General features: G+C 66.1%; 13 protein-coding genes. 6 read left to right on the top strand and 7 right to left on the bottom strand.

The features are described from left to right. Positions 1-2: 2 nt before the first annotated feature. Positions 3-1595: an ABC transporter substrate-binding protein gene (locus FM104_RS02600; RefSeq protein ID WP_087129935.1), complete on the bottom strand. Its 1593-nt coding sequence runs from the start codon at positions 1593-1595 to the stop codon at positions 3-5. Positions 1596-1745: 150 nt separating this feature from the next. Here FM104_RS02600 and FM104_RS02595 point away from each other — a divergent pair, with 150 nt between their 5' ends. Further along, entirely contained in the window at positions 1746-2333 is a 588-nt protein-coding gene (locus FM104_RS02595; RefSeq protein ID WP_087129906.1) for an Lrp/AsnC family transcriptional regulator, read from the top strand. Positions 2334-2370: 37 nt separating this feature from the next. Here the strand turns inward: FM104_RS02595 and FM104_RS02590 are convergent, their stop codons facing one another. Further along, complete coding sequence (locus FM104_RS02590) at positions 2371-2730, bottom strand: hypothetical protein (protein ID WP_256971484.1); 360 nt, start codon at positions 2728-2730, stop codon at positions 2371-2373. 60 nt (positions 2731-2790) lie between these two features. On the opposite strand from FM104_RS02590, the gene FM104_RS02585 reads away from it, so the two are divergent. The 5 genes from FM104_RS02585 (at position 2791) to FM104_RS02565 (ending at position 7088) form a co-directional block, all read left to right on the top strand. Continuing rightward, positions 2791-3780 (top strand): hypothetical protein, encoded by a 990-nt coding sequence (locus tag FM104_RS02585; RefSeq protein ID WP_087129905.1) that lies wholly within the window; start codon positions 2791-2793, stop codon positions 3778-3780. Further along, positions 3777-4940, top strand: a complete 1164-nt coding sequence (locus tag FM104_RS16430; protein ID WP_256971483.1) for a DUF3137 domain-containing protein — start codon at positions 3777-3779, stop codon at positions 4938-4940. The genes FM104_RS02585 and FM104_RS16430 overlap by 4 nt, the downstream gene beginning before the upstream one ends. A gap of 47 nt (positions 4941-4987) precedes the next feature. Further along, a complete protein-coding gene (locus FM104_RS02575; protein WP_087129903.1) occupies positions 4988-6205 on the top strand; it encodes a hypothetical protein in 1218 nt (405 codons plus the stop codon). A gap of 119 nt (positions 6206-6324) precedes the next feature. Then, positions 6325-6696 (top strand): FitA-like ribbon-helix-helix domain-containing protein, encoded by a 372-nt coding sequence (locus FM104_RS02570; RefSeq protein ID WP_087129902.1) that lies wholly within the window; start codon positions 6325-6327, stop codon positions 6694-6696. After that, complete coding sequence (locus FM104_RS02565; protein WP_087129901.1) at positions 6693-7088, top strand: PIN domain-containing protein; 396 nt, start codon at positions 6693-6695, stop codon at positions 7086-7088. Before FM104_RS02570 ends, FM104_RS02565 begins: the two co-directional genes overlap by 4 nt. 41 nt (positions 7089-7129) lie before the next feature. Here the strand turns inward: FM104_RS02565 and FM104_RS02560 are convergent, their stop codons facing one another. The 5 genes from FM104_RS02560 to FM104_RS02540 all read right to left on the bottom strand — a co-directional run bounded on the left by FM104_RS02560 (position 7130) and on the right by FM104_RS02540 (position 14261). Then, the gene (locus tag FM104_RS02560) at positions 7130-8848 is read right to left on the bottom strand and encodes a dipeptide ABC transporter ATP-binding protein (protein WP_179206641.1); all 1719 of its coding nucleotides are present in this window, start codon (positions 8846-8848) and stop codon (positions 7130-7132) included. Continuing rightward, positions 8845-9897 (bottom strand): ABC transporter permease, encoded by a 1053-nt coding sequence (locus FM104_RS02555; protein WP_179206640.1) that lies wholly within the window; start codon positions 9895-9897, stop codon positions 8845-8847. The genes FM104_RS02560 and FM104_RS02555 overlap by 4 nt, the downstream gene beginning before the upstream one ends. Position 9898: 1 nt before the next feature. After that, positions 9899-10978 carry an ABC transporter permease gene (locus tag FM104_RS02550; protein WP_087129900.1) on the bottom strand — a complete coding sequence of 360 codons (1080 nt, stop codon included), beginning with the start codon at positions 10976-10978 and terminating at the stop codon, positions 9899-9901. Between the two features lie 82 nt (positions 10979-11060). Further along, a complete protein-coding gene (locus tag FM104_RS02545; protein WP_373407828.1) occupies positions 11061-12689 on the bottom strand; it encodes an ABC transporter substrate-binding protein in 1629 nt (542 codons plus the stop codon). A gap of 144 nt (positions 12690-12833) precedes the next feature. Continuing rightward, positions 12834-14261: a CCA tRNA nucleotidyltransferase gene (locus FM104_RS02540; RefSeq protein WP_087129898.1), complete on the bottom strand. Its 1428-nt coding sequence runs from the start codon at positions 14259-14261 to the stop codon at positions 12834-12836. Positions 14262-14447: the final 186 nt, after the last annotated feature.

Here is a 14447-nt window from a genome sequence, read left to right as displayed (position 1 = left end):
GCTCAGCCGGCGGGCGTGATCTCGGCGATGTCCATCTCCCACACGGAGTTGTACACCGCGCCGTCCACCTTGTCGGAGGTGGCGATATTGCGACCGGGCACGATCAGCGGCACGAACGGGCCGTCGGCCTGCATCGCCTCGGCGAAGCTGGTGAACGCGGTGGTGCGCTCGTCAGGATCGGTGGCGCTGGCAGCATCCGCGGCGATGCCGGCGATGTCGCTGTTGGCGTCGGCAGCCCAGCCCGAGCGCAGACCGACCTTCAGTCCGGGACCGAACGGCAGGAAGTTGGCCGAGTCGGCGTAGTCGGGGCCCCAGAACCAGAGACCGAAGCCCTCGCTGCCGTTGACGTAGGCGTCGAGTTCGGTCGCGAACGGTGCGGGTGCGAGTTCGACGGTGACACCGGCATCCTTCAGCTGCGCCTGGATGCGCTCGGCGAGCGGCGTGAACTCCACGCCGCCGACCGGGTAGTCGTTCGGGAACTGCAGCTTCAGCGTCTGGCCGGTGTAACCGGCCTCGGCGAACGCCGCCTTGGCCTTGTCGAGGTCCTGCGTGATGCCCTTGGGCAGTGCGCCCTCGAACCCAGGAGGGATGACGCCGGTGGCCTGCACGGATCCGGCACCGGCGAGTTCGAGCAGAGCCGGGTAGTCGAGCGCGTAGCGGATGCCCTCGGCGAGCTTCACGTTCGAGAGATCACCGGCGACGTCCTCCGACTGGTTCAGCAGCAGGAAGATGGTCTGTCCAGAGGGCACGGAGTCGACCTTGAGGCCGTCGCCGAGACCGGCGACCTGGTCGCCGTTGAGGTCCATCGCGACCATCGAGTCGCCGCCCTTGAGGTTGGCAAGCTGCGTGGCGCTCTCGGTGACGTTGCGGATGACGACGCGGTCGAAGGCGGGCTTCTCGTCGCCGTTGTACTCGTCGTTCTTCTTCAGCACGATCTGCGAGCTGAGGTCGAGCGTGTCGAGCACGAAGGGGCCGGAGCCTGCGGATTCGCCGTCGAGGAACTTCTGCGCGGTGTCGGTGCCGCTGGTGGTGCCGCCGTTCTCGGCGACGACGTCGGAGTTGACGATGCCGAGCGCCGGGTTGGCGAGGATGGCGGGCAGCTGCAGCAGCGGGGTGTCGGTGGTGAAGCTGATCGTCTGCGCGTCGACCTCTTCGATCGTCACACCGCCGAGCAGGAAGTTCGGCTTGGCCTCGGGCATGCCCTGAATGCGCTGCAGCGAGAAGACGACGTCCTTCGCCTCGATCGGCGAGCCGTCAGAGAAGACGCGGCCGTCTTCGAGCGTGAAGGTGAACTCGGTTGCGCCGTCGTTCGCCTCCCACGAGGCGAGCCCGGGAATCGGGGTGGAGACGTCGGAGCCCTTGAAGTCGACGAGGGTCTCGTACATCGCCTTGGCGAGCATGTTGCCGGTCGGGTCGTAGGAGTGGCCGGGATCGGCGGTCTCGATCGAGAACGCGGTGTCGATCACGAGGGATCCCCCGCCCGATGCGTTGCCGTCACCGTTGCTGTTCGCGGAGTTCCCTCCCGAACAGCCCGTGATGGCGAGCAGCGCGACCGCTCCGAGAGCGATGGCCGACTTGCGGAACGTCGACAGCATGGATACCTCCATTGGCAGGGTGGATTCGGGAGTCCGGAGCATCCAGCGGTGGACGACCGTGAACAGATTCCCATGATGTGCGACGATCTGTCCAATGACAAACCGTCATATAGATAGAATCCCTCAAACCAACGGAGGTTAGGATGCAGAATGTCTAGCGCCAACAACGAACCAGGCCGAGAAACTGGACGAAGTGCCACGCCTCTCGATGAGATCTCGTTTCGCATCCTTGAACTTCTGCGCGATAACGGTCGCATTTCGATCGCCGCTCTCGCCGAGAAGGTCGGTATCTCTCGGGCCAACGCGTACACCCGCATCGAAGCACTCGTGGCCGATGGGGTGATCACCGGGTTCAGCGCGCGAGTCGATCCCGCCCGGGCAGGGTTGTCGATCGGGGCGATGATCTTCGTCACCGTCTACCCGCAGGCGTGGGCGTCGTTCCGAGCCCAGATCGATGACATGCCCGATATCGAGTACTGCGCGGTGACCACCGGCGAACACGATGCGATGCTGCTGATCCGGGCGACGGATGTCAGCGGAGTGCACGAGTTCTCGACCGGCGTGATCGCGCAGCTGCCCGAGGTGCGCACCGTCGTCAGCGTCGTCGTGCTCGACGAGGTGATCCGGCGGCCCTACGTGCTGCCCACCGATCTGCCCGAGCGCGACTTCGAAGCACCGCTGGGTATGACGCAGTGGACGCCGGCGACGTCCGGGCGCGATGCGCTTCCTCCGCGCTGACACCCCGTCCGCTGCTCGGTGAGTCAGCCCGCCGTCGTCAGCTCGCCGGGCTCTCCACGCACACGCTCAGCTGCGGAGCGCCGAACATCTCGTAGTGCTCGACGAGGCGCAGCATTCCCTCGTCATCGACCTCGATATCGCTCTCGCCGTTGCCGGTGATGACTTCTCCGGTGTCCGCGAGGACGTGCACGAACGACACCCAGATCGTGTCGCCGGTGCGGGTGCCGACGAACTTGCCGATGGTGACGGTGTCGCCGGTGTAGTCACCCCAGATCACGCCGTCCTGCTCGAAATAGCGGAAGGTGCTCGGCGCCTCGGCGTTCACGGCGGAGGTCGTCGACGACACCATCTTGAAGGTGCGGTCGTGGAGTGAGGGGAGGGTCTGAGTCGCAGTCACCCCTCGATTATGGCCGTCCGGAGCGCATGCTCGGCAAATCGGCCCGGGTAGCGTGGGCACATGCATTGGATCGATGACCCGTCCGCGGGAGCCTGGCTGCGCGCGCTGCTCGACGACGGATACGACACGATGCACGGCGTCGTGCCGCGCGGGTTTCCGGCGTATGCGCGCGTGTTCCATCCGGCATCCGTTCGCTCGCTTCCGGATCGCGCGGTGCCGAGCTGGGACGAGTACGACCGGATGCCGCAGGCCGAGCAGCAGGCGCTGAGTGAGCGCTTCGTCGACGGGCCGGCGAGTTGGGCGGATGCTGCCGCAGCCTTCGGCACGGTCATGCACCCGCTGGCGCAGTGGCAGAGCATCGTGCGCACGCCCACGGATGGCGATTGGCAGACGCGCATCGCCCCGGACGGGCGTGAATTCTCGTCTCCGGTGGAAGGCGAGATGGACGCGACTCTGCTCGCGCCGATCGCCGCGCACCTGGCTGCGCACACGTCCACTCCCGCAGAGGGCGTCGCCGCGGTCTGGGAAGGATACGGCGGCCTGCTCGGCTTCTTCGGCGAGACGCCGTCGCGGGCATTCCTGTCCTTCGGCGGGGATGCCGACGAGGATCCGGATGCCGCCCGGCACCAGGAGATGCTGCAGCGCAGCATCCACGATCCGTTCAACAACGGGTTCCGGAAACCGACCTGGCAGCCCGGAATCCTCTCCGATGAGGTGTCGAACGGACCGCGGCTGGAGTTGCCCGGCCGCGAATATGTGCTGTTCTCAGCCGCGTCATCGGCATTCACCGACCCGAAGTGGGTGCTCGACGCGCCGTGGCGCGACCGGCCCGGAGAGGCGCATGGATTCGCGCCGACGGCGCAGCATCCGAATATCCTCTGGCCCGCCGACCAAGCCTGGGTGCTGGTGAGCGAGATCGACTTCGACTCGACCATCGTGGCGGGCTCTGCCGAACTGATCGCCGAGATCTGTGCCGATCCGCGGCTCGAGGCGCTGCCGATCTCTGCTGGCGCCGATCTGACCTGGACAGCCGACGAGGTGAACAGATGACGGGCCCTTCGACAGGCTCAGGGACCCACGTTCCGACCATCGATATGAGCCCACTGAGCGAGCCCGTCACCGCGCGCGCCGTGGGGGCTTTTCGGCGCGAGATGAAGGCGAAGCACCCGCTGCCGAAAGAGCAGCAGCGGCAGTCACTTGGCGCCGGCATCGCGGTCGGGGCGATCCTGCTGGTCGCTTTGCTCGTCGCTCCTGGCTTCGTCAGCCTGCTGATGGGCGGTGCCCCTCCGATCGTGGGCGATGCGATCCGCCTCGCGCTGGGCGCCTTCATCGTCATCGCGGCGGCGATCATCTTGTACAACGTGCTGCGCGCCCGTGCGGTGAATCGCGCGCGGTTCCGCATCTCGCGGTTCGCGGCGTCGAACGGGATGTCGTACGTGGGGCGGATGGATGCGCCGCGGCTGCCCGGAATGATCTTCCAGGTGGGAAAGTATCGCCATTCCAGCGATCTCGTGCGCAGTCGCAGCCCGCGCTTCGTCGAGTACGGCAACTACGAGTACCTGAGCGGAAACGGCGCGGAATCGAACCGGCACCGCTGGGGGTACGTCGCGGTGAAGCTCGACTCTCCGCTGCCGAACATCGTGCTGGACGCCCTCGGCAACAACTCGCTCGGCTCTCGGCTGCCCGCCGCCCTCTCTGGGGAGCAGCGACTGTCGTTGGAGGGCGATTTCGACCGGTACTTCACCCTGTACTGTCCGCGCGGCTACGAGGCCGACGCGCTGTATCTCTTCACGCCCGACATCATGGCGCGGTTCATCGACCACGCCGCGCAGATCGACGTCGAGATCGTCGATAGCTGGATGTTCCTGTACCTGAAGCGCCCCGTCTCGACGACCGACCCGGCGACGTGGTCCTGGTTGTTCAGCACCGTCGATGCCCTGACGGCGAAGGTCGATCAGTGGGCACGGTGGCGCGATGACCGGCTGACGGCGGGTGCTGCGGCTGGCGCTGGCGCGGATGCGGGCGCTGGCGCGGATGCGGGCGCGTCGGCATCCGCCCCTCCGGCTTCTGCGGTGCCGGCGCCTCCGCGTGGCGTTGCGCTGGCGGGCGGTCGCCTCAAGCAGGGGGTGTCCTGGGCGGCTGTCGCGGGGATCGTGCTGCTGGTTGCGATCTTCGTCGTGCAGAACGTGCTTCCAGGTCTGCTGGGCTGACCCAGGTACCGTTTACGCATGCTCTCTTCTGTCGGTGAGGCGACCCGATGACGATGCCCGTTCCCCAGCCCCCAGCATCCGCTGGATTCAACGCACGACCGCTCACCGATCCCGTCGACCCGGCGGAAGTGCGATCATTCAGCGCACAGATGCGAGCGCAGAGCGCCGCCACTGGAACGAGCGCGAGCACGGGCCGCACCATCTTCCTGGCCGCGTTCCTGTCCGTGTTCGCCTTGGGTTTTCTCGTCGTCTTCGTGCCCGCCATCGTGGCGGTGACCGGGATGCTGAGTTCGTCGGGCTCGCCGGGACTTGCTGTCCTGCCGATTGTGGTGGTCGCCGCCGTCATCATCGGCATCGGGTTGTTGGCCTGGTCATCGTGGCGCCGTCGGCGCGTCCGTCGCTATCGGCTGCACCGCTTCGCTTCGCTGAACGGCATGTCCTACGTGGCGAGCATCAAGGAACCACCGCTTCCCGGCATGATCTTCTCGCTCGGCAGCAGCCGTGAGACCACCGACGTCGTCCGTGGCACTCGGCCGCGCTTCGTCGAATTCGGCAACTACGAGTACACCACCGGGTCCGGCAAGAATCGGTCCACGCATCACTGGGGCTACGTCGCGGTGAAGCTCGACGTGCCCCTGCCGAATATCGTGCTGGACGCCATCGGCAACAACTCGATCTTCGGCTCGAACCTGCCCGCGTCTTTTCAGAAGAGTCAACGCCTCTCACTGGATGGCGATTTCGATCAGTACTTCCAGCTGTACTGCCCCGACGGCTACGAGCCGGATGCGCTGTATCTGTTCACGCCAGACATCATGGCGCGGTTCATCGACCACGCCGCCCAGCTCGACGTGGAGATCGTCGACGACTGGATGTTTCTGTATATGCCACGAGCGGCATCAACGCTCGACGCGCAGACGTGGGCCTGGCTGTTCGGCACCGTCGGTGCGCTGATGACGAAGTTCGACCAGTGGGCGCGCTGGCGCGATGACCGACTGCGCGCTGCTCAGGCGGATGCGGAGACCCAGGCTCGTGCGGCCGCGCAGACGGGACTTACCGAGGCGCAGCATCCGGATGCTGTGAGCGCCGCCACACTCGCCGGTACCGCACCGGCTCTGCCCTTCGCGCCGCCGGCCGGGACGCTCGCACCCCCACCCGGCGTCGCGCTGCAAGGACGCCGCCTCAAGAAGAGTGCGTCGTGGGTGGCAGTACTCGGGGTCGTGATGGTCATCGGGGTGGTCGCGCTGCGGATCATGATGAGCTTCTGATTCGACCTCGATGATCGCCTCGAGCGCCGTTACCCTGCCCCATGATGCGGCCAGAAGAGCGTCTGCTGGCATTCTGCTAGCATGGGTGGTGCTAGCAGAATGCCAGCAGGAGGTGCATCATGGCCGCAGTGACGATCCGCAACCTCAGTGATGAGGTCGTCGACGCGCTCAAGAAGCGCGCGAAGCGCAATGGGCGTTCGATGGAGGCCGAGATCCGCGAGGCGCTGATGCGGCTCGCGGCGGACAACGATTCGCGAAGCGGTCTGGAGGAACGACTCGACCGGGAGCACGGGAGAGGCCGCTGGTACACGACCGGAGCCGAGATCAACGCGCGCATCGCGGCGAATCCTCGGACTGAGGAAGACCGACGTGTCGCCGAAGAGTGGCTCGATGAGTACAACGCGCGTCCGTATGACGAGGAGCCCTTCCGGGACCCGTGGGAGCATGCTGAACGTCTGCGGCGTGAGCAGGGACAGCAGGAGCGCCGATGATCCTTTTCGACACGAGCGTGTTGATCGACATCGACGATCTCGTGCTGCCAGACGGGCGCGCCTGCCTCAGTGCGCTCTCCGCCGCCGAGCTGCGGTTCGGCATCGAGCTAACATCCACCCAGGATCTCCGCCAGCGCAGGACGCGGCGATTTCACCGGATCACACGACTCCTGAGTACGGACTGGTTGGCCTTCGACGAAGCCGCGGCGAGCGGGTACGGTCACTTGGCCGCGATCGTTGCGACGAAGCGACCGGCCCATGCGCGCAGCAAAGACACGATGATCGCCGGACACGCCTATGCGCTCGGCGCCCGATTGGCGACTCTCAACCCGAAGGACTTCGAGCTCATCGCTGACGAAGTGGAGATCGTCGTGCCCGAACGCCTCAGCTGACGCGCCGAGCCCGAGGGCGGCCGCTCCCCGGCCATCCGGCCTCAGTGCCGCCGCACGGCCTCCCACTGCGCGCGCCGCTCGGCCTGCGCAACAGGGTCCGGCACCGGAAGCGCCGCGAGCAACTCGCGCGTGTACTGATCGCGTGGGTCGCCGAGCACCTGGGCGGTGGTCCCCTGCTCCTTGATCTCGCCCTGCTGCAGCACGATGATTCGATCTGACACCGCATCGATCACGGCGAGGTCGTGGCTGATGAACAGCGACGCGAATCCCAGCTCGGCCTGCAGCTGCACGAACAGCTCCAGCACTGTCGCCTGCACGGAGACATCCAGGGCGCTGGTCGGCTCGTCGGCGATCAGCAGCTTCGGATCCAGTGCGAGTGCTCGCGCCAGCGACGCTCTTTGCCGCTGACCGCCGGAGAGTTCGTGCGGATAGCGGTCGCCGAAATTGGTGGGCAGGCGAACCGCATCCAGCAACTCGTTCACGCGAGCGCGGGCGGACTGCAGGCTCGACGCACGGCCGTGCACGATCAGCGGCTCGGCAATGCACTCGGCGATCGTCAGCAACGGGTTGAAGCTCGTCGCCGGATCCTGGAACACGAAGCCGATCTGCGGGCGCAGCGGCGTGAGAGTGCGGCTCTTCACCCCGCGCATCTCCTGCCCGAGCACCGTCAGCGACCCGCCCAGCACCGTGGTCAGTCCCACGACAGCGCGGCCGATCGTCGTCTTGCCCGAGCCCGACTCGCCGACCAGGCCCACGACTTCGCCGGGGCCGACGTGGAAGTCGATGCCCTTCACCGCGACGACAGCGTTGCGTCCGAAGCGTCCTGGATAGCCGATCTCGGCACGGGTCGCGACGATCAGGCTGCCCTCGGGCACGGGCGGGGCGAGATGCTGCTCGTCCTGCGGCGTCGTTACTGCCGTTGCCGGCGGAGCCGTAGCCGACTTGCCCTGGCCGACGTGAGGCACTGCGGCCAGCAGCTTGCGGGTGTACTCCTCGCGCGGGTTCGTGAACAGCTCAGCGACCGGAGCCTCCTCCACGATGTCGCCCTGGTACATGACGACGACGCGATCGGCGAGATCGGCAACCACCCCCATGTTGTGGGTGATCAGCACGATCGTCGCGCCGAACTCGTCACGGCAGGTTCGCAGCAGGTCGAGGATCTCGGCCTGCACCGTGACATCCAGAGCCGTGGTCGGCTCGTCGGCGATGATCAGCCCGGCATCGAGCACCAGAGCCATCGCGATGACGATGCGCTGCTTCTGCCCGCCCGAGAACTGGTGCGGGTAGTGGTCGATGCGCTCCTCGGGCTCGGGGATGCCGACGCGGCGCAGCATGTCGATGGCGCGAGCCCTGGCATCCTTCTTCGAGATCTTCGTGTGCGCGCGCAGCCCCTCGGCGATCTGCCATCCCACGGTGAACACCGGGTTCAGGGCAGTCGACGGCTCCTGGAACACCATCGCGGCATCCCGCCCGCGCATCTGCCGCAGGTGATGTTGGCTGGCGTGCACGATGTCGGTCTCATCGCCGGTTCGTCCGCGCACGATCACCGCGCCGGATATTGTGGCGGTCTCAGGCAGCAGACCGAGCAGCGTGTTCGCGGTGACCGTCTTGCCCGATCCGGACTCGCCGACGATCGCGAGCACCTCGCCCGTATTCGCGGCCAGCGAGATGCCCTTGACGGCCTCGACGGGCTCGTCATCGGTCGCGAAGACCACTCTCAGGTCGCGGATCTCGGCAACGGCCGCCGATGTCTGGCTCACGATTGTGCTCCTTCGCTCGCGTTGCTGACCTTCTTCTTCGCACCGGCCTTCTTCGCACCGGCGCGACGGCGCATGCGCAGCCGAGGGTCGCTCAAGTCGTTCAGGCTCTCTCCGACCAGGGTGACGCCCAGCACGACCAGAACGATCGCCACACCGGGGAACACGCTCGTCCACCAGATGCCGCTGGTCACATCCTGCATCGCACGGTTGAGGTCATAGCCCCATTCGGCGGCGGCGGTCGCTTCGATGCCGAAGCCGAGGAATCCGAGCCCTGCAAGAGTCAGCAGCGCCTCGGAGGCGTTCAAGGTGATGATCACCGGCAGCGAGCGGGTGGAGTTGCGCAGCACGTGCCGCAGCAGAATGCGAGAGGTCGGTACGCCGATCACCTTTGCCGAGTCGACGAACGGCTCGGCTCGCACCCGCACCACCTCAGAGCGGACCACACGGAAGTACTGCGGCACGAACACCACGGTGATCGCGATCGCGGTCGCCATGATGCCGCCGAAGAGCGTGGATTGGCCCCGGCTGATCACGATCGACATGACGATGGCGAGCAGCAGAGACGGGAATGCGTAGATCGCGTCGGCGATGACGACCAGGATGCGGTCGAGCCACCCACCGAAGTAGCCGGAGACCAGTCCGAGCGCGATTCCGATGAAGATCGAGCAGGCGATGGCGGCGATGATCACCAGCAGAGCGGTCTGCGCCCCCCAGATCACGCGCGAGAGCACATCGAAGCCCGACACGGTTGTGCCCAGCAGGTTCAGGCTGTTGGGCGCCTGCTGCGTGCCGAAGGAGACGCCGTCTGCGGTCTGCTGCTGCGCCCAGGAGTAGGGCGCGATCAGCGGCGCCAGCACCGCGACCAGGATGAACACGGCGGTGATCACCAGTCCGGTCACCAGCATCCCGCGCTGCAGGCCGATGCTCTGCCGCAACTGCGACAGGACGGGAACCTTTTCGCTCCAGTGCTTCTTGCGCGGCGCGACTGCGGCGAGCGCCGACGTCTTCGGGGTCGGCATCTCGTCATAGGAATCGGGGATCGCGGGCATGTCAGTACCTCACCCTCGGGTCGATGAAGGCGGCGACGATGTCGACGAGGAAGTTCGTCACCGCGACGACGACCGCGATCATCACGACGATGCCCTGCACCGCCACGAAGTCACGCGCTTTCAGGTACTCGGCGAGCATGAAGCCGATGCCCTTCCATTCGAAAGTGGTCTCTGTGAGCACCGCGCCCGCCAGCAGCAGCGCGATCTGCATGCCCATCACAGTGATGATCGGGATCAGCGCGGGCCGGTAGGCGTGCTTGGTCACCAGGCGGTATTCGCTGACACCGCGGGAGCGGCCGGAGGTGACGAACTGCTGACCGAGCGTGCCGATCACGTTGGTGCGGATCAGGCGCAGGAAGACGCCGGCCGTGAGCAGACCGAGTGCGACCGCGGGGAGGATCGCGTGCTGCAGGACATCACCGATCGCGGGAAGGTTGCCGAGTCGGATCGCGTCGAGCAGGTAGATGCCGGTGGGCGTGTCCATCCCGGCCATCAGTAGTTCGGTGCGTGTGTTGCCGCGGCCGGAGACCGGCAGCACGTCCAGCCACACCGCGAAGATCAGCTTGAGCAGGAGACCTGCGAAGAAGATCGGCGTCGCGTAGGCGAGGATCGCCATCACCCGCAGCATGGCGTCCTGCCAGCGGTCACGACGGTAGGCGGCGACGAGTCCCAGCGGGATGCTGATGATCAGTGCCACGAGCAGCGCGTAGATCGCGAGCTCGAGAGTGGCCGCTCCGTACTGGAGCAGAATTTCGACCACCGGCCGACGGTCGGTGATCGTCGTGCCGAAGTCGCCGCGGAAGATCGCGCCCAGGTATTCGAGATACTGCTGCCACAGCGGGCGGTCATAGCCGGCCGCGTGGATGCGCTCCGCCAGCTGATCTGCAGGCAGCCGGCCGCCGAGGGCCGCAGTGATGGGGTCACCGGTGATCCGCATCAGGAAGAACACGGTGCTCACCAGAATGAGAACCGTGGGGATGATCAGCACCAGTCTGATCAGGATGTAGCGCCACAGCCCTCCGCCTTTGGAGCGGCTGCGGGGTTGAACCGGGACGAGTGCATCGCCGATATCGACGGCCATTCAGGTACCTCTTCTTGCGTTCTTCGGGCGAGCACGACCCAGGGGCATTGCGGTGACGCAATACCCCTGGGTGTCGAACGCGTTACTTGCTCAGCGGTGCGAAGCGGAACTTGAACGACGCGTCGAGCGTGGTGCCCTTGACGTCCTTTCCGACGACCGCGACCTGCTTGCCCTGCAGGATCGGCAGCGTGGAGAGATCCTTCGCCACCATCTCCTGGATCTGACCGATCTGCTCCAGACGCTTGTCCGAATCCGTCTCGCTCTGCTCCGCGACAATGGCGTCATTGACGGCCGGGTTGTCGTAGTGGTTCGCGAGGAAGTTCTCCTTCAGGAAGAACGGCGACAGGTAGTTGTCGGCATCCGAGTAGTCCGGGAACCAGCCGAGCTGGTACTCGGGGTAGACGTCAGCACTGCGGTCCTTGGAGTACTGCACCCACTCGGTCTGCTGCAGGTTGACCTTGAACAGGCCGCCCTTCTCCAGCTGCGTCTTGTACGCGGCGTACTCGTCACCCGAAGAGGGGCCGTAGTGGTCGCCGTTGTACTGCAGGTTCAGCGTGACAGGGGTGCTGACACCAGCATCCGCCAGCGCCTTTGTCGCCTTGTCAACGTCAGGTCCGCCGTTGCCGTCGCCGTACATGTCCTTCAGCGGCGTGGTCGCACCGGGCATGCCCTCGGGCACGTACGAGTACAGCGGTGCGAAGGTGTCCTTGTAGACGTTCTTCGCGACCGCGTCGCGGTCGATCAGGTCGGCCATCGCCTGGCGGACTGCGAGCGCCTTGGCCGGGTCGGCGTCATCGGTCGTCGCACCGAACGGCATGGTGTTGAAGTTGAAGACGATGTAGCGGATCTCTCCACCGGGGCCGTCGACGACCTGCACCTTGTCGTTCGTCGCCAGGTCGGCGACGTCGGTCGCGGAGAGGCTGCGGAACGCCACGTCGATGTCTCCGTTGCCGATCGCGAGCTTGAGGTTCGAGGCGTCGGCGTAGTACTTGGTCTGCACGCCGCTGTTCTCTGCAGCGCCGAGCACACCCTTGTAGTCGGGGTTCGGCTTGTACGAGACCAGTTCGTTCACCTTGTACGAGTCGATCGTGTACTGACCGGCGAAGGCCTCGCCCTTGACGATGTCATCGTCGGAGGTGACCGCGTCGGCCGAGAAGACATCTTCGTCGATGATGGGGCCAGCGGGGCTGGAGAGGATCAGCGGCCAGATCTGGTCGTCGCCGTTCTTCAGCGTGAAAACGACGGTGGTGTCGTCGGGGGCTTCGACCGAGGCGAGGTTGCCGAGAAGCGACGACGGGCCGTTCGGGTCGGCGATCTTCACCATGCGGTCGAACGAGAACTTCACGTCGCTGGCGGTGAGGTCGTTGCCGTTGGCGAACTTCAGGCCCGACTTGAGCTTGACGGTGTACTCGGTCGGCGAGGAGAACTCGGCCGATTCGGCGATGTCGGGGGTGACCTCGGCGGTGCCGTACTTGCTGTTCATGAGGAACGGGTAGATCTGGTTCATCACCGCGAACGATCCGTTGTCATACGAGCCGGCCGGGTCGAGCGAGACGATCTTGTCGGTGGTGCCGACGATGATGGATTCGCCCGAGGCTTCACCGTTATCGCCGTCCTTCTCGGCGGTGCTCGAAGCGCATCCGGAGAGAACGAGTGCCGAGACGCCGAGCGCCCCGATGGCAAGGCCGAGTCGGCCCCTGGAAATCTTCATTGACATAACCTGCCCTGTGATGGCTCGGTAATCCGCGCAGATCATTGACGCGGTTCGGCATCAATATAATCGCCGCAAAGCGAGATAACCAACCGATCGGTCAGGATCGTGACGAGACCGACACCTGCGCAGTGGCATGGCGGCTCACGGCCGGGTGGTCCACCATTCCCGGAGTCGCTGGGCGGCAGCATCCGCTCCGATGACGCCCTCATCGAGACGGATCTCCAACAGGTACCGGTACGCCTCGCCGACCTCGCGTCCGGGCGGGATGCCGAGGATCTGCTGGATCTGGTTGCCGTCGAGGTCGGGACGGATGCTGTCGAGCTCTTCCTGCTCGCGCAACTCGACGATGCGGCGCTCGATGTCGTCATAGGCGGCGGCGAGGCGGGAGGCCTTGCGCTTGTTGCGGGTGGTGACATCGGCGCGCACGAGGATGTGCAGCTGGTCGAGCTGGGCACCGGCGTCGCGCACGTAGCGGCGCACGGCGCTGTCGGTCCAGGCACCCTCGGCGTAGCCGAAGAAGCGCAGGTGCAACTCGATCAGCTTCGCGACAGCATCCGTCGTGTCACCGTCGAATCGCAGTGCCTGCAGACGCTTGCGCGCCATGCGTGAGCCAACCACATCGTGGTGATGGAAGGTGACGGCGCCGCCGCCCTCAAGCTTGCGGGTGCGGGGCTTGCCGATGTCGTGCAGCAGCGCCGCAATGCGCAGCGCGACATCGGGTTCGGAATCGGGGTTGCGCTGGCGCTCGAGCTCGATCGCCTGGCGGACGACGGTGAGCGAGTGCTCGTAGACGTCCTTGTGGTGGTGGTGCTCATCGACCTCGAGACGCAGCGCGCTCACCTCGGGCAGAAACTCCTCGATCAGGCCGCTGTCGACGAGAACGCGGATGCCGCGCACCGGGTCGTCCGTCTGCATGAGCCGCACCAGTTCGCCCTGCACCCGCTCGGGGCTAACGATCTTCAGGGTCTCGCGCAGCTTCTCGATCGCGGCGAAAGTGGCGGCGTCGACGGTGAAGTCGAGTTGGGCGCTGAAGCGCGCAGCGCGCAGCATCCGCAACGGGTCGTCGCCGAAGCTGACGTCGGGATCGATGGGGGTGCGGAGGATACCGGCGACGAGGTCTTCGACGCCGCTGGTCGGGTCGACGAGCTTGACGGCGGGCACCTGCAGCGCCATCGCATTGACCGTGAAATCGCGGCGCACGAGGTCGCCGTGGATGCTGTCGCCGAACTCGACAACCGGCTTGCGGCTGGACCCGTCGTAGCTGTCGGCGCGGTAGGTGGTGATCTCGACCTGCTCGCTGCGCACGCGGGCGCCGATCGTGCCGAAAGCGCGACCAATATCCCAGTGAGTGCTGGCGATCGGCTTGACGATGCGAAGGATGTCATCCGGGCGGGCGTTCGTCGTGAAATCGAGATCGTGGGTCTCGCGGCCCAGAATCGCATCGCGCACCGGGCCGCCGACGACGGCGAGTTCGAATCCGGCGTCGGCGAAGGCCGTCGCGAGAGTGGCGACGACAGGATTCGCGGCGAGCGCGCCGAGTCGGGACAGGCCCTCGGCCATATTGAGCATGGTTTCCAGGTTACCGGGGCGGATGCTGTCGAGTTGGCGCGCCTACGGCGTCCGCCCGCAGCATCCGACCGCCTTCCGCCGCCGACACCCCGTGTTCCCGCCGACACCCCGGGTTATGGGCGGCCGCAGGACGGGGTGTGGACGACAGGGCGGGGTGTCAACGACAGGGCGGGGTCTCAACGAAGG

Source organism: Microbacterium esteraromaticum (assembly GCF_900163815.1).
Taxonomy (GTDB): domain Bacteria; phylum Actinomycetota; class Actinomycetes; order Actinomycetales; family Microbacteriaceae; genus Microbacterium; species Microbacterium esteraromaticum_B.
The sequence above is the reverse complement of the archived record's forward strand: the minus strand, read 5'-3'. Positions and strand labels throughout refer to the sequence as shown.